Genomic DNA, 21031 nt, shown 5'->3' with positions numbered 1-21031 from the left:
ACGCGTGCAGGTTTTCGCACCAGGGAGATCAACGCATGATCGTGTTCATGAAACGGGTGGCGTCGCTGATCGACGCCGACATGGCGGTGAAGTGGTCGTCTGCCGGGTAGACGTGGACTTCCACCGGCTCGCGGGCGGCCAGCATCTCGACAACCAGCGAGGCCGGGAACGGAATCGGCACGTCGATGTCGAGCAGACCGTGACCCAAGAACACCGGGCGGTCATATCCCGTCGCAGGTGTCTGCATGTGCTGTCGCAGCGCACCGTATGCATCGGGCAGGGATGCCACCGGCTTGGCGAAGGCCTGCCGTAGATCGCGGCCGTCCATGAGGTTCTTGAACGAGGTCAGGCACATCGTCTCAGCGGTATCGGCGAGTCGGCGACCCAGCGGTGTGAGTACGCCGTCCACGTCGAGATCAGGGCGCGCATCGCGCAGTCCGGCCACGATGTACATCGCGTAGGTGGTCAGACCGGCCGGCAGTATCACCGGCGGGAACTCGGGTCCACCGAATTGCACCAACCACTCGATGTTCGCGGGGGTGCCCGTGCCGACGACACCGCGGTAGTCCAGCGGTGATCCGGCGTCGAGTTCTGTGGCGCGCCTGCCCGCGTTCAACGCCGCGCCTGCACCCTGTGACTGGCCGGTGATCGCGTACTTCGGTGAGAGGGGCAAACCCATCTGATGGGTCGCCTTGACAGAATCGATGATCGATGTCGCCTGCACCTGTGAATTCAGGTAGCTCATGAGTCCGGGTGTGCCCTGACCGGCGTAGTCGGTGCCCACGATGGCGTATCCCTGGGCGAGCCAGTGTTCGATCAACGTCAGCACACGTGTTCCGAGCGGGTTCGCCGAGGGCGTGCAGTCGTCGCCCAGTCCGACGGTGCCGTGAGCCCAGGCGACCACCGGCCATCCTCCTACCGGCGCCTGGCCGCGCGGGACGTAGACGAAAGCGGTGCTGGTCGCGCGGTCGGAATGCTGGTTCGGCGTGGAGTAGAGAATTCGGAAAGCGCTCCCGACCGGCGCGTCCACCAACGCGGGGTCCATCGGCACCGATCGGATCAGCATGCCGGGCAGGTCGGGGATAGGGCCGTTGTACTGCCGGGCATCGAGCCCGGACCAGCGAGGCTGGTCCCCGACTGTCGGGGCGGGCGCGGCAGCGGCGGTCGCAGGCGCAGCCAGCAACAAAAGGGACAACATGAGGACGAGAAGCCTGGCACCCACATCTCGACGGTAGGCGATCGAAGCACCGTACGTCAGGCATCCGAGAACAGAAGCTAGGGTGTCGGGGTGTCAGATGAGCGGGCCGACGAGCACCGAACGCATGAGCAATTCGGATCTGCCCATGCACCGATGCCGATCGAAGTGCCATTCGATGATCAAGAGGCCTCGACCGACGTCGATCTGAAGACCCAGCTCGTCCGGTTCGTCATCACCGGCGCCGGTTCGGGCATCCTCGACTTCGGCCTGACGCTGCTGCTGCAGTACGTGTTCGGAGCTCCTGAGTGGGCCGCAAAGGCGGTCGGCTTCGTCTGCGGGACCACCATGGCGTACCTCATCAACCGACGCTGGACGTTCCGTGCCGAGCCGAGCGCCGCCCGCTTCTTCGCGGTCGCTGTGTTGTATCTGGTGACGTTCGCGGTGCAGGTCGGCATCTACACGGGCCTCTCGCGGTTGTGGGACGAGCAGATCCACTGGAGCCTGCTCGCCTTCGTGATCGCGCAGGGGACCGCGACCGTCATCAATTTCGTGGTCCAGCGGGCGGTCATCTTCAAGATCCGGTGACCCGGCCCCGCACACGCGCCACCTCTACGAAGACGCGCCAGAAATAGGTGGCGCGTCCTCGTATTTCCGGCGCGTTTGTGGGCGGGCGGGCTACAGCGTGTTGACCCAGGCGAGGCGGTCCGAGGACAGCGAGAACGTGTCCTCGAACAACACGACGTAGGTTCCGGCCGGTGACCCCTGTCGGGAGTCGAAGCAGACATCTCCTGCGGTCTGCCCGCCCGGCGCGATCTCCCCTGAGTTCAGTGGTTCCCGCTCGGGGGCGAAGGTCGCGTCGCGGATGGTCCCCGTGGCGTCCTGCAGGCTCCAGTCGATGTAGCTGTTGAAGTCGTTCTGCTTGTCGCCGACGTTCTTGATGGTGACGGTGCTGCAGAGGTAGTTGCCGAACGTGGTGTTGACCGGAGTCAGTGGGGCGACGGTGTATTCGAGGTTGTCGCGGGTGATGGTGTCACCGCCGAGTGCCACGGTGTCGTCGTCGAGTTTGCCCGGGAACCCCGGTCCCGCAGCCTCAGCCGCGGTGCTGGTCCCGGAAGCCTTTGTGACGCTTGTTTCTTCGTCACCACCCATACTGCCCGCGAGAATCGCGGTGCAGGCACCGATGAGCAGGACGGGGACGCCGATCACGATCCAGGGCCACACCTTCCGCTTCTTCTTCTGCGGCGGGTAGGGCGCTGCGCCATACGGCTGATTGGTCCCGTGGGGCTGGTTGTAGGGCTGCTGGTCTCCGGGCTGACCTGGGTTGGTCATGGCGAATCCTCCTCGGCTGGGGGTTGTTGGCGTGGTGTGAACAGCACACCCGAGCGACCGGCAGGTCCGCCTCGGCCGATGGGTCGGCCCGCCTCATCCTTTCGGTCGGATGTCCCGCCAGGTCCGACCTTCCGGCCGATCGTGGAGAGTCAGAGAGGGTGCGTAGCCTCCAAGCGTGAGTGAAACTTCCGGAGAGACGATTCGTCGCCGGCTCTGGACCACCGGAGCGGTGAGCTTGAGTGTGTTCTGCACGCTCGGCGCTCTCGTGCTCACTCAGGCCTCGGGAAACGTACCGATCTGGAATTACACGGTGGGGCTGCTCCTGAATCTCCTCGCGGCCGCCGCGTTGGTGTGGCGACATCGTTACCCCACCTATGTGCTGGCGCTGTCAGTGGCAGGTCCACTCTTCTTCTCGACCGACGCCACCGCTGCGTTGATCGCGCTGTACGCGCTTGCCAGGTCACAGCGCGGGCTGCGGTTGGCGGCTGCCGCGGGCGCGGTGTACCTCGCCTGTGCGATATCGCTGACATACGACGCATTTCGTACCCGGGACAACTCGGTCCTGACGATGCGTCAGACGCCGGCTGAGGGAATGCCGAGGCTGGAATGGGGAATCCCATTGTGGATTCCCTGGGTAGCAGGAGCAGGGCTCGTGGGAATCGTTGTGACAGTCGCGGTCCTGCGGCACACCCAGGTGCAGCTCGCCCGCGCCGAACTCAGCCGAGACCGCGCGACCAAACAGACCGATGTGATGCGTGACGAGATGATCCGCACCGAGGAACGCACGCGCATCGCCCGCGACATGCACGACACCCTGGCTGCGAGCCTGAGCCGCATCTCGTTGCTCGCCGGGGCGGTGCAGGTGGGAGGTACCGACAACCCGGAGAAGATAGTCACCAATGCGTCGATGATCCGGTCCACGGCTCATGAGGCGCTCGATGAACTCAAGAGCATTGTCGGGGTGCTCCGAGGCTCGGTGCCTGCTCAGCGGGGTGGCCAACAGGGGATCGACGGCATCGCCGAGCTGATTCAGTCAGCTCGTGCGGCGGGTCAGCACGCCACGCTGTTCACCGACTTGCGTCCCGGCACGGTGGGCACGGTCTCCGGACACGTCACCTTTCGTGTGGTGCAGGAGTCGCTGACCAACGCCCAGAAATACGCGGCAGACCAGACCATCAACATCGCGATCACCGGCGCCGACATCTACGGCGTCCGGATCAATACGCGCAACAAACTCAGTTCCCGACCGCCGACGGTTCCGCCCGGATCGCGGACCGGGCTCCCGGGGCTGGCCGAACAGGCCCACAACATCGGCGGTACGTTCCAGGCCGGTGTGCTCGGCGACGAGTTCGTCCTGGACTGCTGGTTGCCCTGGCACGCGTGAGGATGCGAAGGCGGTGTCGGCGCCACCGTTTATCCTGACCTCACCATGACCAGAACCCACGTGATCACCGTGCTGATCGCCGACGATGATCCCTTCGTGCGTCGAGGCGTCTCGGACATCTTCGCCGCGACCGATGACATCGTGGTGGTCGCCGATGTCGACGACGGTGATCAGGTGCCGGGGGCCGTTGCCAGACATCGACCGCATGTGGTGCTGATGGACTTGAAGATGAAGCGGGTCGGCGGCCTCGACGCCACCCGGCAGCTGCTCGCGCACCCGTCCCCGCCGAAGGTGATCGCGATGACCGCCATGGACGTCGATGATCTCGTGGTCCAAGCGGTTTCGGCCGGTGCGCACAGCTTCTTGAGCAAAGACGAGCCGCCGCAGACCTTTCAGCAATCGGTGCGCGCCGTCGCTGCTGGCAACACGCTGTTCAGTGAGGAGTCCCTGCGCCGGATCGTGTCGGCAGGGTCGACCCAGGTCAGCGCGCCGGCGGCCGATCTGTCGGCGCTGAGTCCTCGTGAACTGGACGTGCTGCGCGCGTTGGCGACGGGTGCGTCCAATGCGGATATCGCCGCGACCCTGTACCTGAGTGAGACCACCGTGAAGACCCATATATCGGCGATGTTCACCAAACTCGGAACCCAGAACCGCGTGCAGGCCGCGCTTTGTGCCTTTCGCGCTCAGCTGGTTTCCTGATCCGCCGGGTCGCGGATCAGCCGTTGACCTTGCTGATCACCGAATCGGCGAACATGTTGAGGTTGTCGATCTTCTTCTGCAGCGGCTCGGTGTCGTTGCCGATGATGTACGGGATGCGGAAGCCAACGATCACATCGGTGATCCCTTTGTCTTCCAGTCGCTTACAGCCGTCGGGCGTGTAGGCGTCATAGGAGATGACATGGATCTCGAAGGGATCGTTGAGCTTGCCCTCGCCCTTCCGGATGTCCTGGATCTTGTCGAGTAGGGCATCGAGCTCCTCGGGCTGCCCACCGCCGTGCATCCAGCCGTCACCGCGGACTACTGCTCGCTTCAAGGCGAGGTCGGCGTGCCCGCCGACGAGGAGTGGGATCGGTTTGCTGGGTGCAGGTGTCATCTTGATCTTCGGGATGTCGTAGAACTCACCGTGGAACTCGAAGTATTCACCGGTGCTCAGGCCCCGAATGATGTCCATGCACTCGTTCATCCGCTTACCGCGTCGTTTGTAGTCGACGCCCATGATGTCGTAGTCCTCGGCCCACGGGCTGGTCCCGACACCGAGGGCGAAGCGGTTGTTCGTCAGGGTCGCCACGGACATGGCTTGTTTGGCGACGAGGGCCGGCGGTCGGATGGGGAGTTTGAGGACGAACGGGTTGAACCGGATCTTCTCGGTGACTGCACCCATCGCGGCTGCCATCACGAAGGTCTCGATGAATGCTTTGTCTTCGAGGAACTCCCGGTTGCCGTCCTCGGTGTACGGGTACGTCGAGTCGGATTCCTCGGGGTATGCGATCGAGTCCGGGATGGTGAATCCCTCATAGCCGGCCGCTTCTGCGGCCTTGGCCAGCGGCAGGTAATAACTCGGATCGGTCATCGCCTCGGCGAAGGTGAACCGCATGCAGATCCTCCTAGATTCGTTCCCTTCTCGATAGTAGAACACGTTCTAGTTTGGCTGGGGATCGAATCGCTCACTTGCCAGCGGAGAAGGTCATCACGTCGTAGGTCATCGGCATCTCGTCTTTACGCTCCGGATCGGACACCGGTGGTCCGTAGGCGGGCGGGTTGCCGGTCGTGATCAGCGCCTCGATCGCGTCATCGCCCGCGACCACGTTGTCGAGGGTGAAGGAGTCGATGACGAAAGGTAAGCCGTTGGACGCCAGCGGGTCCGGGCCGTCCATGACATGGAGGTGGAGATGGGGCGCGTCGGTGTTGCCGGTATTGCCTAGCAGGCCGATCATGTCTCCCGTCGTGAGGTCCTGACCCACCTTGATCGCCGACATACTGCCCGGTTGCATGTGGGCGTACAAGACGTAGTGACCATTGCCGATGTCTTGGACGATGTGATTCCCGGCGTATTGGTCTACGGGCAATCCGGTGGGCGTGACACTCGGGATCTGCTCATTCAGACCGTCGACGACCGCAACGACCTTGCCGTCGGCGACGGCGTAGATGTCGGTTCCGAAATAGGCGTAGCTCGAGGTCTGGGTGACGTCGCCGGTGAAGAGCCGGCCCTCGGCATCGAGCTTCACGAAGTCGATCGCAAAGCGTTCTGGCGCATGATATTCCCCGTTCAGGGGGCTGACAGCCGTCCGGTGGGCGGTCATACCACAGCATCCGTTGCCGTCCAGCCAGCCCGCTCCGTCCAGTGGTGGGGCGATCGTCACCGGCGTCTTGTCCTGGACTGGGGTGAGCGAGGACACGGTCATCGTCTTGGTCACCAGCGGCAGATCTTCCTGAGCGACCTCGACACTGATCTCATTCTCGATCTGGGTCGGGGTTTCCGCCTCGGCGGGGACGGAGGCGTCGATCCAGATGCGAGAGCCCTGGCCCGGCGTGAGTGTGGTGCTCAGCTCGGTCGCGCCGAACGGGCGCATCCATTGCCCGACCTGGTCGCCCTGGAGCTCGACGAGCACCTCGTCCCCGGCCGAGGCGGTCACTCCGGTGATCGTCGTCGGTTGGGACAGGGTGTTGGTCACCGTGAGCTCGTACGCCATGTGGACTCGGTTATCGGTACCGAGTACTGGGATCGGGTCCGCGAGGGTCGACACGACCACCGCTGTGATCTTCGCGGGTGTCGTCTCGGTTATCGGCGGGGAGCCGGTTGACGACGATCCGGAAGTGTTGTCGGACTCGGAATCAGAGCAAGAAACAAGCGCCAGAGTGGCCACACACGCGATACCCAAGAGTTTGACGGTCGGTCTCATCGACCGAATCTAACGCGTCACTGCAGGTCATGAACCTGTTTTGATCAAGGTTTTCGGAATCGTTCGCGTCTGCCGAGCGACTGTAAGCGCAGCCATTCGCGGAAGCCTGCGACGTCTCGTTGCTGAACCAGGAAATACCAGCCGAAGCGGGCGTACTCCTGCGGGAGAAGCTTGCGCATCCCGGGACGACTCATGAGGTAGCCGCGGTTGCGATAGGTGAAGAAGCGTTTGGTCTCGTTGTCCGGGTACTGCGTGTGCATCCGTCCACCGAGGATCGGCCGGAACTCGTCGGTGCCGTCCGGGTGCAGGTACGCCGTGGTCAGGCAGGTCCCGAAGTCGAGACCTGAGCGGGCCAGTCGCCGGTGCATCTCGACCTCGTCGCCGCGGACGAACAGACGCAGGTCCGGCACGCCGACCGCGTCGATGGCGGCGGCGGAGAACAGGGCGCCGTTCATCAGCGACGCTATCCCGGGCAGCAGCTCTGAGGTCTCGCCGTTCTCGAACAGCTCCGACCGCTTGCGTCGCCAGACCAGGCCACGGCGTAGCGGGAAGGCAAGGGTGTCAGGATCGTTGATGTTGCAGACGACGGGGGACACCTCGGAAAGGCGATGAGAGACGGCGCAATCGAGCAGTGTGCTCAAAACCTCGGGGCCTTCGGGCCTGCCGTCGTCATCGGCGCACCAGACCCAATCCGCACCCAGAGCGAGCGCCTGTAGCATGCCGAGAGCAAACCCGCCGGCCCCGCCGAGGTTGTGCTTCGATCCGATGTACGTGACGGGAATCGACTGCGCGGCAACCAGTTCCGCGACTGCGGTGTCGTTGTCGTTGTCGACGACGATGAGGTGATCGACCGGCCGGCTCTGTGAGGTGAGGATCGTGAGGGATTGGCGCAGCAGTTCCAGTCGTTTGTGGGTCACGACCACGGCGACGATTCGCGCGTCAGCGTTGCCGTTCGGCCCAGCGTCAGCCATCCCGTTTGACCTCGGCCATGACCTCGCGCACGTGGCGGGCGGCGTCGGGCCCCTCGTAGGCGTGCACCACTTCTTCGATACCGCCGTCCATGCGGATGGTGCCGTGATCGATCCACAGCGCCCGGTCGCACAGCTGCGCGAGGAACTCGTTGGAGTGGCTGGCGAATACCAGGATGCCGGATCGCTTCACCAGCTCCTCCAGCCGGACCCTGGCCTTCTTCATGAATTCGGCGTCGACGGCACCGATGCCCTCGTCGAGGATCAGGATCTCGGGGTCGATCGAGGTGACCACACCGAGCGCGACACGGACCCGCATGCCGGTCGAGTAGGTACGCAGCGGCATCGCCAGATAGTCGCCCAGCTCTGTGAACTCGGCGATGTCGTCCATCTTCTTGAGCATCTCGCGCCGGCTCATGCCGAGGAACATGCCACGGATGACGATGTTCTCGTACCCGGAGATCTCGGGGTCCATGCCGACCCCGAGGTCGAACACGGGTGCCACGCGACCGCGGATGGAGCACGAACCCCGGGTCGGTTCGTAGATTCCCGAGAGCAGGCGGAGCAGCGTCGACTTGCCGGCGCCGTTGTGGCCGACGAGTCCGATCCGGTCGCCGTGTTCGAGGTGCAGGTTGACCTGTTTGAGCGCCTCGACCACCACGACGTTGGATTCGTTGGCGCCGATCACACCTCCGGCACGACCGAGTACCGACTTCTTGATGGACCTGGTCTTGGCGTCGAAGATGGGGAAATCGACGCAGGCGTCCCAGGTATCGACTCGGACTGAACTCATGACCTCACACCCAATACGCAACGCGAGCACGGTAATTACGCAAAATCATCAACGCCAGGACCCAGCCGCCAATGGTGCACGCGATGACGATCAACCAGTGGTAGAGCGCCACTGACTCACCGAGCAGCGGCCCACGGGTGATCTCGAGGTAGTGGTACATCGGGTTGATCTGGACCAGCTTGACGCGGCTCGAGTCGGCACCGACGTTCTTCTCGAGATCGGTGGCGCTCCAGATGATCGGCGTCATGAAGAAAACGAGTTGGACTGCAGTGGCGAGCAATTGGCCGATGTCGCGGAACCTGGTGGACAGGATGCCGAACACGATCGAGACCCACACCGCGTTGAGGACCAACAGCGCGATGCCGGGTAGCACCAGCACCACTGTCCAGTTCACCGGCTGCGGAAAAATGATCAGCAACACGGCGTACAGCGGGATGTTGTGAGCGAAGATGATCAGCTGCCGCCAGGTGAGGCGGTAGACGTGCACGCTGAGCGGGGCGGGTATCTGTTTGATCAGCCCCTCGTTGGTGGTGAAGAGCTCGGCGCCTTCGAGGATCGATCCCGAGATGAAGCCCCAGAAGATGAAGCCGAGCATGACGTACGGCAGGAAGCTGCTGATCTCGTTGCCGAACAGCTGGGAGTAGAGCAAACCCATCGCGACGGCGGTGACCGCGGTGGCGATGGTGATCCACAGTGGACCCAGCAGCGAGCGGCGATAGCGCTGCTTGATGTCCTGCCAGCCGAGGAGCAGCCAGAGTTCGGACTGCCGGAACCCCGACGACAGATCACCGAAGGCCCTGCGAAAAGTCCGTGAATCGGACTCCGCTGGTGGCGGACGCACCGGCTCGGGATCGACAGCTGTTGACACGAGAGACGACCCTACCGCGAAGACCGAGGTGTCAGAGATACTGCCCGGTGCCGGGGACTCCGTGCTGCCCGGGCTGCCCGCCACCCAGCTGGCCTGTCGGGAGCTGTCCCTGACGCATCTGCTCGAGCTGCGCGCGGGCCGCCATCTGCTGGGCGAACAGCGCGGTCTGGATGCCGTGGAAGAGCCCTTCGAGCCAGCCGACGAGCTGGGCTTGGGCGATTCGGAGCTCGGCATCCGATGGGGTGACGTCATCGGTGAACGGCAGCGCGAGCCGCTCGAGTTCCTCACGCAGTTCGGGCGCGAGGCCGTCCTCGAGTTCGCGGATCGAGGAGCGGTGGATCTCCTTCAGGCGGACGCGGCTCGCCTCGTCGAGCGGAGCGGCGCGCACCTCTTCCAGCAGCTGTTTGATCATGGTGCCGATTCGCATGACCTTTGCGGGCTGCTCGACCATGTCGGCGACGCCTTGCTGCTCGTCGCCGCCGGTCTGTTCAGAGTCCGAGGACGGGACGACAACGATGCCCTCGCCGCCGTCAGAGGGGGAACCTTGGCTGAAAATATCGTCGACCATGCTTCCCATTGTCCAGATGCGGCTGTTCCGGTCCACAGCAGCCCCGCCTTCCCTGAAAGCCAAGATCCGTTGCCGGGTGTGAGGTCAGAGAGACGGTCTAAGGTGGCTGCCATGGCTTATGACGTCGCACGGGTTCGGGGACTGTTCCCGTCACTCGGCGATGGTTGGATCCACCTCGATCCGCAGGCAGGCATGCAGATCCCGGATTCGGTGGCCACCACCGTGTCCAAGGCGTTCCGCGGGCTGGTCTCCGAGCCCGGCGGCATCTATCCCGCTGCCAAGCAGTCGGCGGGAATCATCGATGCGGCCCGGCAGGCCGTCGCCGATCTCGTGAACGCGGACCCGCGCGGTGTGGTGCTCGGACCGTCGCGAGGACACCTCCTCAACGTGCTCGCGGAGTGCTTGAACACCCGGGTGTGGCTGGGCTCGGAGGTGGTGGTCAGCCGACTCGACGACGAGGCGAACGTCCTGCCGTGGCTGCGTGCCGCCGATCGATTCGGCGCGAAGGTCCGGTGGGCAGAGGTCGACATCGAGAACGGTGAACTCCCGGTCTGGCAGTACGAGGGGTTGGTGAGTCGCGCGACCAGCGTCGTGGCGATGCCGCTGGCGTCCTCCACCATCGGCACCGTCGTCGACGTCGCCACGGCGGCAGCGGCAGTGCATGCCGTCGACGGGCTGCTGGTGGTGGATGCGACGAGCGCAGCCGCGTACCTGCCACTCGACATCGAACAACTCGGCGCCGATGTCCTGGTGGTGAGCGCGTCCCGGTGGGGTGGCCCGTCGACCGCGGCGTTGGTGTTCCGGAATCCCGAATTGTTGTCGCGGGTGCGATCGATGTCACTCAAACCTGACGCCGAGGGACCGGAGAAACTCGAGGTGGACGGCCACCAACACGCACTGTTGGCCGGACTGGTCGCCTCGATCGAACATTTGGCGGGTCTGGACGAATCGTCGACCGGTACCCGGCGCGAGCGTCTGGTCCAGTCGATGACCGGTCTGGCCGATTACTCGCAGCGTTTGTTGCAGTACCTGCTGCACTCTCTGCGGCAGTTGAACCTGGTCTCTGTCGTGGGTGAAGCGCAGTCGCGGATCCCGGCCGTCAGCTTCACCGTGTCGGGTGTGACAGCAGACAAGGTGGTGCGACGGCTGGCCGACAACGGGATCTGTGCGCTGGCTGACGTCAACAGCCGGGTGCTCACCGGCATCGGGGTGGGTGATGTCGGCGGCGCCGTCACCATCGGGCTCGGGCCGTACACCACGCCCTATGAGGTCGACCAGCTCGTTCGGACCCTGGGTTCCCTCGGCTGAGACCAACCTCGCCACCACATTCGTCCCGCTGCGGTACCGCCGAGGGTAGATTTCCCTCGGCGGCACCACTGGGGGCCGAATGTGGTGGTCACAGTGTCAGTAGAACTTTCCCGGTGACCTTGCCGGAGTCCAGCAAAGCGTGGGCCTTGGCGGCCTCTCCGAGCGGAAACGTCGCTCCGACAACGGGTTTGACCCTGCCTGCCGCGATCATCGGCCAGGTGGTCGCGACCGTGTCGGCGACGATGGCGGCCTTGTCCTCCAGGTCTCGGCCCCGAAGCGCTGTCGCGTGGATCGTTCCGCGTTTCGTGAGTAGTGCGCCGAGATTCACCTCGGCCTTCACCCCGCCCTGCATGCCGATGACCACGAGCCGACCGTCTTTGGCCAGTGCGGATACGTTGCGGGCCAGATACTTTGCGCCGATAATATCGAGGATGACGTCGGCGCCACCGTGCGACTTGATCACCTCGAGGAAGTCGTCGTCGTGGTAGTTGATGGTGATGTCCGCACCGAGATCACGGCAGAGATCGAGTTTGTCAGAAGACCCAGCGGTCACGGCCACGGTCGCGCCCAACTCCTTCGCCCACTGGATGGCGTGGGTACCGATGCCGCTCGCCCCACCGTGCAGGAGTACCAGTTCACCCGGCTGCAGGTGCGCAGTGCGCTTCAGGTTCGACAGGACCGTGCAGGCCACCTCCGGGAGTGCCGCGGCCTCGACCAGGTTCACGCCATCGGGAACCGGCAGCACGTGGCCGGCCGGAACCGCGACGTATTCGGCATAGCCGCCGCCGGCGAGCAGGGCGCAGACTTCTTGTCCGGGTGACCACGAGTCGACGTCGGGGCCGAGTTCGTCGATGGTTCCGGAAGCCTCCATGCCGATGATGTCGCTGGCGCCAGGCGGGGGCGGGTAATTGCCCTGGCGCTGGAGCAGGTCGGCGCGGTTGACACCGGCGGCAGCGACCTTGATGAGGACTTCCCCCGGTCCGGGACGCGGCTTGTCTACTTCCGTCCCCACCAGGTTCTCCGGTGGACCGAACTCTCTGACCGTCATTGCTCGCATGCTGCCCATGCTCCACTGATACCGCAGTTGTGACACTCTGTGTCGAATAGTGGCTCCAACCGGCTAGGTTGCGAGGAGTAACCTCAGAGTTTGTAAAACTTGATCGCCGACTGATGTGGACTATGACAGAGGATTCAGCTGTGCCGTGGCTCGACGACACCGAACAGATCGCGTGGCGGTCGTTCATGAACGGCACTCAACGCCTATTCGACGCCATCAACGACGCGCTCGTCGAAACGTCCGGCCTCACCTTTGCCGACTACCGGATCCTGGTGCTGTTGTCCGAGAACGATCAACTACGCATGAGTGCACTGGCTGACGGGGCGCTGAGTACGAAGAGCACCATCTCCCGCAGGGTTGCTCGGCTGGCCGAGGCAGGGTTCGTCGAACGCCTGGCCAAAGATCACGACAAAGACGCACGCAACAGGGTCTGTCGCATCACCCCTGCCGGCCGGGACAAACTGCACGAAGCGGCAAAGGGGCACGTCGTCGCCGTACGGACCTACCTGCTTGATCACCTCGACGACCACGAGCGTGACGCCATGGGAACCACATTCTCGAAGGTTGATACATGGCTGCGTGACAACCCGCAGAACCGCGTCAAGTAGTCTGCTGTCCGGACGAACAAACAGCGTTTGACGTCCGAAGGAAGCGTGGCAGAGCGGCCGAATGCACTCGCCTTGAAAGCGAGCGTGGGTGAAACCACCGGGGGTTCAAATCCCTCCGCTTCCGCCAGATCGTCTTTTGTTGGCTAACGCGTCCAGTTGTGCAGCTGGACGCGCACGTTTTGTGGGAGCACCCGTACACAACTTCGCCGCTCTGCATTCTCTGTTGCGGCTAGCGCATCGGAGGACTGCTGATGGTTGGACGGTGACGGCCACGAAGTCGGGTGAGGCGGTTCGGTCTGTCCCGCCGCTCAATCAATCACCCTGGACGCGTGAGGGTTCGTGGACATCACCGGCTCTGCGGCGATCGCGGGTTCGGGTGGCAAGCCAGTGCAAGCCGGTAGCCTGCGGCTGGTGTTGCAGGTCGGGTGAAACACGGATGTGACTGGTGGTGCGCAGGTGGGGATTCAGGGTGGGCCGAACGCAGCCCTGAACGTTTCGTGGCCGCCTGCGGTGAATATCGGTGTGACGGTGATGCCGTCGTTCTCGGCGTCGCTGAAGCCGGGAACGATCACCGATGTGGAGCTGGGTCTGAAGTCGCTGCAGGAGGCGAACGCCGCGATTTCGGTGAGTGGTATCCACGTGAAAGTGGATGGCTGCCTGGGGCCCGTGGCGCTGCGAGCGCAGGTCACGGTCGCGATCGCGACGCCGACGTTGGATTCGACGATCAAGGTGTACGGACAGCCGCACTACCTGTAAAGCGTTGGCACGCTGTGCTATCGAGTTCAGCGGCCGCCAGTCGATTCTCGTTTGGTTGCGTTTCTTGATCGTCCTGGGGAGGACTTTGTTATGACCACGACTGTTCCTGGTGCAGGTTCGTCCCGGCATACTGCTACCGCTGAGGACGCGGCCCGTTCGCAGCATCTGTCGCGGCGGCCCTCGTTGAATGCGGGTGATGCCAGCGACGACGATGTCGCTGCGGTAACGCACGGCCCGAACGCTGATACACCCGGTGTCGCGCCCAGGGTGATCAAAGCGGTGTCTTTCTTTGTCGGCTGCGCGCTACTGGTGGCCTGTGCGTTTGCTCTGGATCGACTGGGGGAATGGTCAGCCGATTACGGCCGAGTGTGGGTGTTCCTTGCTTTCATTCTGGTGATGTCCCTTGGTGGACAGGGGTTTTGGGCTGGTTCTGACGCCGCGATCGGCTGGGTCAAAGACCAGGTCAGGCGATAACGGGGATGGCACGAGCAGGCGCGGGTCAAGGCATGCAGGGCGGCAGCGGTAGGCGCTGGACGGCGGGTGTGCTGGCGGCAGTAACGGCAGCGGGCGCGACAGCGGTCGTGTGGGCCGGTTTGCTGATTGGTGGTGCTGGGCCGGCGCAGGCTGATGCGTTGTGTGACCAGCTTCGTGCGCAGTACGGGCCGGGGTGGCCGTGTGTGTCTGTTCCGCCTCCGCAGACGGTGACGCCGCCGTCGGTCGGGGAAGCCCCTGGAGCTCCGCAGATTGGTGGCAGTGGCCCGCAGGCCGGTGCTGGTGGTTTGAACCCTGGGCCGGGAAACGGAACACCGATTGTTCCCGTCCCGGGCGGTGACGGCGGAAACGGCGGTGGCGGCACGCAGCTACCCGCCGCACCAAACACTCCTGGCCAGCCAGGGTTAACGACTGCACCTGCACAGGCGCCGACCGTGCCGCCGGCTACCGACACGACGTCCGCTGTGCAGGCACCGCCAGGCACTCCGAGCGACGGCCTGAAGATCAACACACCAGACGCAGTTACCCGACAGCATGTGGAGCAGGTTGAGCAGTTCTCGCCTGCTGATCCGTCCGATGGTGATGATTCCGAGAATCCGTTGGCGGCGTGTGTGGTTGGTGGCGCGGCAGCGTTGACGGCGGCGCATCCGCGGGCTGGTCAGGTGGCGCGTCGTTCGCTGGGTGGGTTGAGTGGTGGTGGTTCGACGTTGTCGGCTGGTCCTGCCTCGAGTGCGGGGCGGATGTCGCGCTCTGGTGTCCGGCTGGCGTCGGCACCCGCCCCCGGGTCAGGTCCTGGTGCCGCTGCCACGGCTGTACTACCGAAAACTCCGAGTGCTCCTGAGAGCGGCGTTATGACAGAGCCGCCGGATACTTCGGTCGCCAATCCGCCGACATCAGGGCCTGAAGGTGGTGGGAATGATCCTGGCACATCGAACCTGGGAGAAGGTGGCGGCCCTGGTGAGGGTCAAGGGAACCAGGGAACCGGTGCACCATCTGGTGAGCCTGCTGTTCCGGTTGCTCCCGTCCCGGTCGCACCCATCGAACCCGAAGAGCCCTCAGACGACGAAGACATCGAAGCCACACCCATCTTCTTCCTCGTCGATGACACCCTAGCGGCTCTAGTAGTGGCAGGCTTTTTCGCTGTCATTTTGGCGGCGATTATGGCGGAGTATGGCTATCAGTGGATGCGTGATCACCCCGACCAACTGCCGGGCATGGTCGAGGATCGTCTCCCCGGTGGCATCTCGGCAGGGTTGGATAAGATCCGCGATGCCATCAATTCCTGGTTTTCAGATAACGATCCGGGCAACAGCGGTGCGGTAAGCAGTGCGAACGAGCCGCCTCCGCATGGGATTACTGGACGCACAAAGCATGGTGATGAACAAATCAATGGACGAGACGGAGGACGCGGGGTCAAGGACGAAGCTGTAAACGACGCTGTGACCAGCCCCGTCGCGCCACCAATCCGCGAAGTCGATCACCAAGGAAGGGTCAGCTGGGTGTACGAGGGCAAGGACGCGAAAGTCGTGCTCAACCCCACCGGCAAAGTCGTCACGGCGATTCCGAAGAACAGCAACGCGGTCAGAAATCCTCAGTAAGGAGGTTCAGGCACTATGGGAAAATTCTTGAAGTCGCTTCAGGCAGATGAGCGTGACCTTCTTGTCGAGATACTCACTCGAAGGGAGCCGCAGCTGCTCTTCGAGATCGGGTACTGGGAAGTTCCGTCGAAAGAGCAGCGCGAAGCGATCGCGAGCGTGGTGGGACTAGAGCAGGCCCGCTGGCTGGACGATGACTGGGAGCCAACCGAGTACGCAAGTCGAATCAACGATCTGCTCATCTCAATCCTTGAGAAGTGGCCATTGCTCTAGTTGGTGACGAGGTCCCCCTTGAACGAACTTTCCGAACTGTTAATGCAGGTCAACCCGTCTTTCCAGGAGGTAGTTAGTTTCGCTACTGGGGTTTGAATGCCATGACGTTGCTTCCGCCAGATCGTCTTTTGTTGGCTAACGCGTCCAGTTGTGCAGCTGGACGCGCACGTTTTGTGGGAGCACCCGTACGCAACCGCATTGAGCCGAGCTGACCGCGTTCACTCCCTCCGCTGGGCAAGATCCCGTTGTCCCTTGGCGGACGGTGGTTTTGGGCTGGTGCTGACGCCGCGATCGGCTGGGTCAAAGACCAGGTCAGGCGATAACGGGGATGGCACGAGCAGGCGCGGGTGCTACTGGTGGCCTGTGCGTTTGCTCTGGATCGACTGGGGGAATGGTCAAACCGGCCCACACGACCGCTGTCGCGCCCGCTGCCGTTACTGCCGCCAGTACACCCGCCGTGGCTAAAGGAAGGGACGTGGTGCTCGCCAAGGCGGATGGAGAGTTTGTAACGATTCTCAAGGATGGCGTAGACAATGGTTGGTTCAACGGCGCGAGGATCGTCCGATGATTCGAAATGAGCATGTGCTTCACGAATTCGCACAGCGATGCGATGCCGGAGAGCGTGTTATTGCAATTCGGCGTCTATTCTATGCTCTTGATGGTTCGATTGACAGGCGCGAGGGGCCGATCGAGATAAGTCTGGAGGACAGCACATTCTTCTTTGAGTCAGGCGCTGATGGTGAGGCGCTGGCCGTCGATTCTGGTGTCTGGGAAGATCCTTTTTCGGGCGAATTGTCAGATGAGAACCGCGCCTTTGTTGACGATCACGGCAAGTGGATTGCATTAGATATTATTGAAGGTGATCCTGAGTTCTTCTTGGTTGGAGAGACCATTGATCGTGTGCTTCCGATCGTTACGAACAATGCGATTGTCGGCGCGGGATTAGTCGCGGGATCGAAGATGTTGGTGATTCGTTTGGCGTTCGATGAGACGTTCGTCGAAGTTACCGATAAGGATTAACGTGCATGTGCCGATAGGGAACTTGCCTGGTGATCTTGTGTCAGTAAACCCGACGTCCCGCCTCTCTTCTGCCACTTAGACACTTCTACTTCTGACGGAAGGGGTACGGGGGGAAACGTGGAACGCCCAGAGGCGATTAGATACCCTGAGCGTCGATCCGAAGTCGTGGCCGCCGTTCGCATGCTTGCTAGTGCCCGAGAGAGTCGCTTTGCGCTCGCTAACGGTCCGCGTGGTGATTTGGACTATTGCGTCCATATCCTCTTCGACGACACCTACGCCATCTCTGATCCGCTCATGGCGGTCGGAGTAATTTTATTCGAAAACGAAGTCGCTAGCCTCGAAGTACTTCGGGACGTATTGGGCCCGCTGATCGATGAACTCGGTGATGTCGAGGACGAGACGTACCTTGCTGATCCACGATGGAGCAAGGTCGAGGCGGCGGCGAATAGCGCCGCGACCCAGATGCGGACGAACATGCCGCCACTCTGACCTAGACTCCCAACACCGATCATCGCGGTTCGAGTCGCACTCCTAGATGTGTCCTCGCAGGCCAGACCATCTTTCCAGAAGGTAGTTAGTTTCGCTGCTGGGGTTTGAACGCCATGGCGTTGCTTCCGCCGATTCGCCTCGCCTGTTTACGCAGGTTGGGCGTCATTCTGCCTTGATCGTCAGCAGCCTTGGTGCTCGCTGCCCACAATTTGCCCGCACGCGTTGCGGAAGCTGCCTGATGCAGGCGATTTCAACGGCGTCGAGATCGTCGTCTAAGAAGTCTGCGTAGGTGTCCAAAGTCGTCGCCGCGGAGGCGCTACCCCAAACACAGTCACCCAACTGCGCGTGGAGCAGGTCGAGCAGTTCCCACCCGCCGATCCGTCCGATGGTGATGAATCAGATACTCGATCTGACTGTGTAGTCGGCACTCGCATCAGCCATCTGCGATACATGCGCACTCAACGACGTTCCTTGTCGTGTAACACGTACGCTAACAGCAACGCCCGCCGCTCTCGTTCGTCGGAAGTGTCAGGCGGAAACCTTCCCACCGCGAACTCAACATAGTCCTTGAGTCGCGAACTCTTCGTCCACTTCTTCTCCGGCGCAAGTACCTTCAGGAGTGACAGCAACTCGCCTTTGATCATTGGGGTGGACATCTGCCACGCCGGTCTCTGCTCATCGCTCAACTCGATCTCACAATCGCATCGGGCCCGGCCCAGCGCGGGCGTGTTCGCTATTGCGAAATATTTTCTTGCGCCCAGAAATATGGAGCTCTGCGAATGGCCATCCAAGCAGGCATCGTCCCCCGACGGTCATCCACTTGCTACGTACATTCGTTGGAGTCCAGCGCCCGCATCGCCGAACACGTCGTCGGTTAGCGCAGTGTTTCCGGAACCAGGGACACTGGTGTGAATTGTGTGTCTTCGGCAGTCGCTCCGGAGGAGAGGATGCCGACCACGTCGCCGTCTGCGTCACGAATACCTGATCCGCTGTCGCCGCTGACCGAGTGGATGTTGGTTCCGATGCTCAGCGTCGACTGGGTCAGAAAGAACGGGGGTGCCAGCGAGAACCCGTGTGCGGTGCGAAGTGTGAGATTGGGATCGGTCACGGTGCCGACGGTCTTTCCGGTGCTGATCCCGTCTTTGCTCACTGCCTGGCCCTGATAGAAGCCCGGACTCCAATCGATCGGGTCAACCGCTGCGCGTACATCCGGAGCCAAGGTGATGACAGCGATATCTGCCTGCCTGCTGATGAGATTGGCTGTGATCGTTCCGATCTGGTCGCCACTGGAGTCAAAGACCGCTTCGCCGGTGGTGCCGCAGTGAGCAGCGGTCAGCGCGGTTGTTGGCGAGACCACAGCACCCAATGTGCACGAGGCCACGGTGATCAACGTTTCCTCGATGTTGATTTCCATCCCCGAACTCACCGACACCGGAGCCGCCTGGGCCACCGACACGGGCAACGACACGGCACCCAATGCCGTAATGACCGCGGCTGCGCCGCCTATGGCGACGCGACGTGTGACAGACATGAGTTCCCCCTCGGTTCGACGAGCACAGTGGCTGTCCGGTGTCCGCGGATCATGCAGCTCGCTCAATGGACAGCGAGATCACGATAGCAAACTCGACATTCAGAGAAGTGGCGTTGTGTTGCCTATCACATCGCGAACGGTCCGAATGCACCAGTCTTCGGCTCACAAGCGAACGTAGGGAGACTCCTCAGCACTGAGACCTTGGTAGTTGCACAACGGAATTGGTGGAGTCATCAAAGTCACCGGACCACTGAAGAGTCAATGGGCGGCATGAGTGCCGCCGGCCTTCTCGGTTTGACGATCTTTTGTGCGCCCATGAGTAGGCAGCCAATGATGAGGATGGGCGCGAGGAGGACCAGCGCGATGGTTTTGGCCCGCTGCCAGCGGTAACCGCTGAGAGCGACAGCAAAGCAAACCACTCTCGGCGGACACTCAGATGTGGTTGCGCGGGTTCGGCAGGGGTCGTGTCGGAAAACATCGGCGGTGTGCCTCCGGTAAAGGTCGGTCTGTCGCACGCTCAAAAGCGATGGCTGATGGTTGATCTGGCATCGCCCGACCGCTGACGGTCAAGACAGGCACTCCCGCTCAGTCGTGGGCTTGGTCTCATGGCGTCCAGGGAGTGCTTACCCGCAGAGGGATTCGTCGAAGGCTGCGCGATCGGAGCTGCGGATGCGCACGCTAGGGAGACTAGGAGCCTGCCTGGAATGTGCGCTGCCAACCGCCAGCCGGTGCGTAATCGCGGTAGCTCTCCAAGAAATCGGCGACGTTGTGACCGACGAGTGGCCAGTCTTCGCGGTCGTCGATCGGAGTGGCCAGACGAAGGGCGCTTCGCTCTGGGTCGTAGAAGAGTCGATCCGGCTCCGTTTCGAAAAGACCTACGACGACGTCACCGGGGTGGTAGAACCGGTCGTCCACCTCGTCCAATTGACGCAACCGATCAGTCTCTGCGCGACTCTCGGAGGGCGAAAGCATCGTCATTCCGCAGGAACCCTTCGAGAAATACAGTTGCGCACGGCGAGTGGTAGCCCACAGTGAAGCGAGCTCGTGTGGAGATCCGTCTGGGAAGCTACGTTCAACTTCGTCTGCGCTCGCCGGCGGCTCGTAGCTCGTGACGGCAAGGTACGTTGCGGTGCCGCCGTCGTGCGGGATCTCGACGTAGGAATCCAAGATTCGGACGATCTCAGGGTTAGACATAGTCCCTCTGCCAGTGGGTGAGTACCCACGTTGTGAGCTGCATGGTCCTAAGGGTGGCAGCATCGGTCTAGTAATCGTTATCTGCATCTTACGATCACTAGAACACGGTTGCGTCTGTGGGAACTAGGTCGCACACTAACTGCAATCGCGCAATCTGGCGGCACGCGCCTGTCGGCGACGTTGCGGAACGCCTGGGTGGCAAACCCGCGGCTCGCAGTGAGGTGCCCTCCGTGAGATGCGAGGCTTTCGTCGTAGCTAGCCGGACCGGCACGGCGTCGGACGGCGCTGCGCACGGCAGCACCGGATCGAGCCTGTGGGACGGTCTTGTTAAGTGAACAGTGTGTTGAGGTGGCCTTTTGTCAGAGACGCTGCCGGAAAGGATTTTCTCGTGGGTAATCGCGCATAGATCAGTAGTGACAAGGGGGCGGGCTAGCACTGGCCGATTTTGACGTCGTACAAGGTGGGGGATTCCAGCGAACGAGTCAGTCACTCACCACTTGCCGTGGTGCTTCGCTCAGGGCTGCCTGCAGGTCAGGGCACTGCGACTGATGGGGAAGCGACAAATGGCAGAGAACCTTCCCGTGAGATTGGGAAAGCCCAGGTCGCCCGTTACCTTCTTCATAGTCCTCGGAATCGGGGGCTGCGGTCGCCAGACCTGGTATGACTTCTTGCCCCTGTCATCCATGATCCGGGGGGTGGT

The 21031-nt window shown here is 62.6% G+C and carries 21 protein-coding genes and 1 tRNA gene; 11 read left to right on the top strand and 11 right to left on the bottom strand.

Annotation, left to right across the window (positions count from 1 at the left end; genetic code table 11):
• Window positions 1-28: 28 nt before the first annotated feature.
• Window positions 29-1198, bottom strand: coding sequence for a lipase family protein (locus DFR67_RS07480; protein WP_110469221.1), 1170 nt, complete (start codon window positions 1196-1198; stop codon window positions 29-31).
• 153 nt (window positions 1199-1351) lie between these two features.
• Here DFR67_RS07480 and DFR67_RS07475 point away from each other — a divergent pair, with 153 nt between their 5' ends.
• The gene (locus DFR67_RS07475) at window positions 1352-1783 is read left to right on the top strand and encodes a GtrA family protein (protein WP_110469220.1); all 432 of its coding nucleotides are present in this window, start codon (window positions 1352-1354) and stop codon (window positions 1781-1783) included.
• A 90-nt stretch (window positions 1784-1873) separates the two neighbouring features.
• On the opposite strand, the gene DFR67_RS07470 is transcribed toward DFR67_RS07475, so the two are convergent.
• On the bottom strand, window positions 1874-2527 hold the full coding sequence (locus DFR67_RS07470; protein WP_110468843.1) for a DUF4352 domain-containing protein: 654 nt from the start codon (window positions 2525-2527) through the stop codon (window positions 1874-1876).
• Window positions 2528-2702: 175 nt separating this feature from the next.
• Between DFR67_RS07470 and DFR67_RS07465 the strand changes: the two genes are divergently transcribed.
• Window positions 2703-3911 carry a sensor histidine kinase gene (locus DFR67_RS07465; protein WP_245937803.1) on the top strand — a complete coding sequence of 403 codons (1209 nt, stop codon included), beginning with the start codon at window positions 2703-2705 and terminating at the stop codon, window positions 3909-3911.
• 45 nt (window positions 3912-3956) lie between these two features.
• Window positions 3957-4610: a response regulator gene (locus DFR67_RS07460; RefSeq protein ID WP_110468839.1), complete on the top strand. Its 654-nt coding sequence runs from the start codon at window positions 3957-3959 to the stop codon at window positions 4608-4610.
• Window positions 4611-4626: 16 nt separating this feature from the next.
• Here DFR67_RS07460 and DFR67_RS07455 read toward each other — a convergent pair whose 3' ends face one another.
• The 6 genes from DFR67_RS07455 to DFR67_RS07430 all read right to left on the bottom strand — a co-directional run bounded on the left by DFR67_RS07455 (window position 4627) and on the right by DFR67_RS07430 (window position 10008).
• Entirely contained in the window at window positions 4627-5505 is an 879-nt protein-coding gene (locus DFR67_RS07455) for an LLM class flavin-dependent oxidoreductase (RefSeq protein WP_110468837.1), read from the bottom strand.
• A gap of 70 nt (window positions 5506-5575) precedes the next feature.
• The gene (locus DFR67_RS07450; RefSeq protein WP_110468835.1) at window positions 5576-6811 is read right to left on the bottom strand and encodes a M23 family metallopeptidase; all 1236 of its coding nucleotides are present in this window, start codon (window positions 6809-6811) and stop codon (window positions 5576-5578) included.
• 44 nt (window positions 6812-6855) lie between these two features.
• Window positions 6856-7782 (bottom strand): galactofuranosyltransferase GlfT1, encoded by a 927-nt coding sequence (gene glfT1 / locus DFR67_RS07445; RefSeq protein WP_110468833.1) that lies wholly within the window; start codon window positions 7780-7782, stop codon window positions 6856-6858.
• On the bottom strand, window positions 7775-8572 hold the full coding sequence (wzt, locus tag DFR67_RS07440) for a galactan export ABC transporter ATP-binding subunit Wzt/RfbE (RefSeq protein ID WP_110468832.1): 798 nt from the start codon (window positions 8570-8572) through the stop codon (window positions 7775-7777). The genes glfT1 and wzt overlap by 8 nt, the downstream gene beginning before the upstream one ends.
• Before the next feature lie 4 nt (window positions 8573-8576).
• Window positions 8577-9440: a galactan export ABC transporter permease subunit Wzm/RfbD gene (wzm, locus tag DFR67_RS07435; protein ID WP_110468830.1), complete on the bottom strand. Its 864-nt coding sequence runs from the start codon at window positions 9438-9440 to the stop codon at window positions 8577-8579.
• Between the two features lie 31 nt (window positions 9441-9471).
• Window positions 9472-10008 carry a bacterial proteasome activator family protein gene (locus DFR67_RS07430; protein ID WP_110469219.1) on the bottom strand — a complete coding sequence of 179 codons (537 nt, stop codon included), beginning with the start codon at window positions 10006-10008 and terminating at the stop codon, window positions 9472-9474.
• Window positions 10009-10119: 111 nt separating this feature from the next.
• Here DFR67_RS07430 and DFR67_RS07425 point away from each other — a divergent pair, with 111 nt between their 5' ends.
• The gene (locus DFR67_RS07425) at window positions 10120-11316 is read left to right on the top strand and encodes a cysteine desulfurase-like protein (protein ID WP_110468828.1); all 1197 of its coding nucleotides are present in this window, start codon (window positions 10120-10122) and stop codon (window positions 11314-11316) included.
• An 88-nt stretch (window positions 11317-11404) separates the two neighbouring features.
• Here the strand turns inward: DFR67_RS07425 and DFR67_RS07420 are convergent, their stop codons facing one another.
• A complete protein-coding gene (locus tag DFR67_RS07420) occupies window positions 11405-12373 on the bottom strand; it encodes an NAD(P)H-quinone oxidoreductase (RefSeq protein ID WP_110469218.1) in 969 nt (322 codons plus the stop codon).
• Between the two features lie 122 nt (window positions 12374-12495).
• Between DFR67_RS07420 and DFR67_RS07415 the strand changes: the two genes are divergently transcribed.
• The 7 genes from DFR67_RS07415 (at window position 12496) to DFR67_RS07380 (ending at window position 17606) form a co-directional block, all read left to right on the top strand.
• Window positions 12496-12981: a MarR family winged helix-turn-helix transcriptional regulator gene (locus tag DFR67_RS07415; protein WP_158539920.1), complete on the top strand. Its 486-nt coding sequence runs from the start codon at window positions 12496-12498 to the stop codon at window positions 12979-12981.
• Window positions 12982-13020: 39 nt separating this feature from the next.
• A tRNA-Ser gene (locus DFR67_RS07410) sits at window positions 13021-13108 on the top strand.
• A 329-nt stretch (window positions 13109-13437) separates the two neighbouring features.
• Complete coding sequence (locus DFR67_RS31075; protein WP_158539919.1) at window positions 13438-13737, top strand: MspA family porin; 300 nt, start codon at window positions 13438-13440, stop codon at window positions 13735-13737.
• A 1343-nt stretch (window positions 13738-15080) separates the two neighbouring features.
• Window positions 15081-15827 (top strand): hypothetical protein, encoded by a 747-nt coding sequence (locus DFR67_RS30200; RefSeq protein WP_146240397.1) that lies wholly within the window; start codon window positions 15081-15083, stop codon window positions 15825-15827.
• A 15-nt stretch (window positions 15828-15842) separates the two neighbouring features.
• The gene (locus DFR67_RS07390; RefSeq protein ID WP_110468819.1) at window positions 15843-16097 is read left to right on the top strand and encodes a hypothetical protein; all 255 of its coding nucleotides are present in this window, start codon (window positions 15843-15845) and stop codon (window positions 16095-16097) included.
• Window positions 16098-16661: 564 nt separating this feature from the next.
• Entirely contained in the window at window positions 16662-17117 is a 456-nt protein-coding gene (locus tag DFR67_RS07385) for a hypothetical protein (protein WP_110468817.1), read from the top strand.
• Between the two features lie 117 nt (window positions 17118-17234).
• A complete protein-coding gene (locus DFR67_RS07380; RefSeq protein ID WP_146240396.1) occupies window positions 17235-17606 on the top strand; it encodes an SCO4402 family protein in 372 nt (123 codons plus the stop codon).
• An 874-nt stretch (window positions 17607-18480) separates the two neighbouring features.
• On the opposite strand, the gene DFR67_RS07370 is transcribed toward DFR67_RS07380, so the two are convergent.
• Together DFR67_RS07370 and DFR67_RS07365 are read right to left on the bottom strand one after the other, a co-directional pair.
• Window positions 18481-19137: a trypsin-like serine protease gene (locus DFR67_RS07370; RefSeq protein WP_110468811.1), complete on the bottom strand. Its 657-nt coding sequence runs from the start codon at window positions 19135-19137 to the stop codon at window positions 18481-18483.
• Between the two features lie 687 nt (window positions 19138-19824).
• Window positions 19825-20331 (bottom strand): hypothetical protein, encoded by a 507-nt coding sequence (locus DFR67_RS07365; RefSeq protein ID WP_110468809.1) that lies wholly within the window; start codon window positions 20329-20331, stop codon window positions 19825-19827.
• Window positions 20332-21031 lie beyond the last annotated feature (700 nt).

Origin of the sequence: Williamsia limnetica, from assembly GCF_003217475.1 — a bacterium.
Taxonomy (GTDB): Bacteria; Actinomycetota; Actinomycetes; order Mycobacteriales; family Mycobacteriaceae; genus Williamsia; species Williamsia limnetica.
Note: the sequence above shows the minus strand (reverse complement) of the source record. Positions and strands in the feature narration are given on the sequence as shown.

Bases quoted from the DNA above. Each gene is read 5' to 3' on its own strand.
- glfT1 (WP_110468833.1), bottom strand. From the start codon at position 7,782: ATGGCTGACGCTGGGCCGAACGGCAACGCTGACGCGCGAATCGTCGCC.
- wzt (WP_110468832.1), bottom strand. From the start codon at position 8,572: ATGAGTTCAGTCCGAGTCGATACCTGGGACGCCTGCGTCGATTTCCCC.
- DFR67_RS07450 (WP_110468835.1), bottom strand. From the start codon at position 6,811: ATGAGACCGACCGTCAAACTCTTGGGTATCGCGTGTGTGGCCACTCTG.
- DFR67_RS07370 (WP_110468811.1), bottom strand. From the start codon at position 19,137: ATGTCTGTCACACGTCGCGTCGCCATAGGCGGCGCAGCCGCGGTCATT.
- DFR67_RS07475 (WP_110469220.1), top strand. From the start codon at position 1,352: ATGCCGATCGAAGTGCCATTCGATGATCAAGAGGCCTCGACCGACGTC.
- DFR67_RS30200 (WP_146240397.1), top strand. From the start codon at position 15,081: ATGACAGAGCCGCCGGATACTTCGGTCGCCAATCCGCCGACATCAGGG.
- DFR67_RS07470 (WP_110468843.1), bottom strand. From the start codon at position 2,527: ATGACCAACCCAGGTCAGCCCGGAGACCAGCAGCCCTACAACCAGCCC.
- DFR67_RS07460 (WP_110468839.1), top strand. From the start codon at position 3,957: ATGACCAGAACCCACGTGATCACCGTGCTGATCGCCGACGATGATCCC.
- DFR67_RS07365 (WP_110468809.1), bottom strand. From the start codon at position 20,331: ATGTCTAACCCTGAGATCGTCCGAATCTTGGATTCCTACGTCGAGATC.
- DFR67_RS07390 (WP_110468819.1), top strand. From the start codon at position 15,843: ATGGGAAAATTCTTGAAGTCGCTTCAGGCAGATGAGCGTGACCTTCTT.
- DFR67_RS07425 (WP_110468828.1), top strand. From the start codon at position 10,120: ATGGCTTATGACGTCGCACGGGTTCGGGGACTGTTCCCGTCACTCGGC.
- DFR67_RS07415 (WP_158539920.1), top strand. From the start codon at position 12,496: ATGACAGAGGATTCAGCTGTGCCGTGGCTCGACGACACCGAACAGATC.
- DFR67_RS07420 (WP_110469218.1), bottom strand. From the start codon at position 12,373: ATGCGAGCAATGACGGTCAGAGAGTTCGGTCCACCGGAGAACCTGGTG.
- DFR67_RS07480 (WP_110469221.1), bottom strand. From the start codon at position 1,198: ATGTTGTCCCTTTTGTTGCTGGCTGCGCCTGCGACCGCCGCTGCCGCG.
- DFR67_RS07430 (WP_110469219.1), bottom strand. From the start codon at position 10,008: ATGGTCGACGATATTTTCAGCCAAGGTTCCCCCTCTGACGGCGGCGAG.
- DFR67_RS07455 (WP_110468837.1), bottom strand. From the start codon at position 5,505: ATGCGGTTCACCTTCGCCGAGGCGATGACCGATCCGAGTTATTACCTG.
- DFR67_RS07385 (WP_110468817.1), top strand. From the start codon at position 16,662: ATGATTCGAAATGAGCATGTGCTTCACGAATTCGCACAGCGATGCGAT.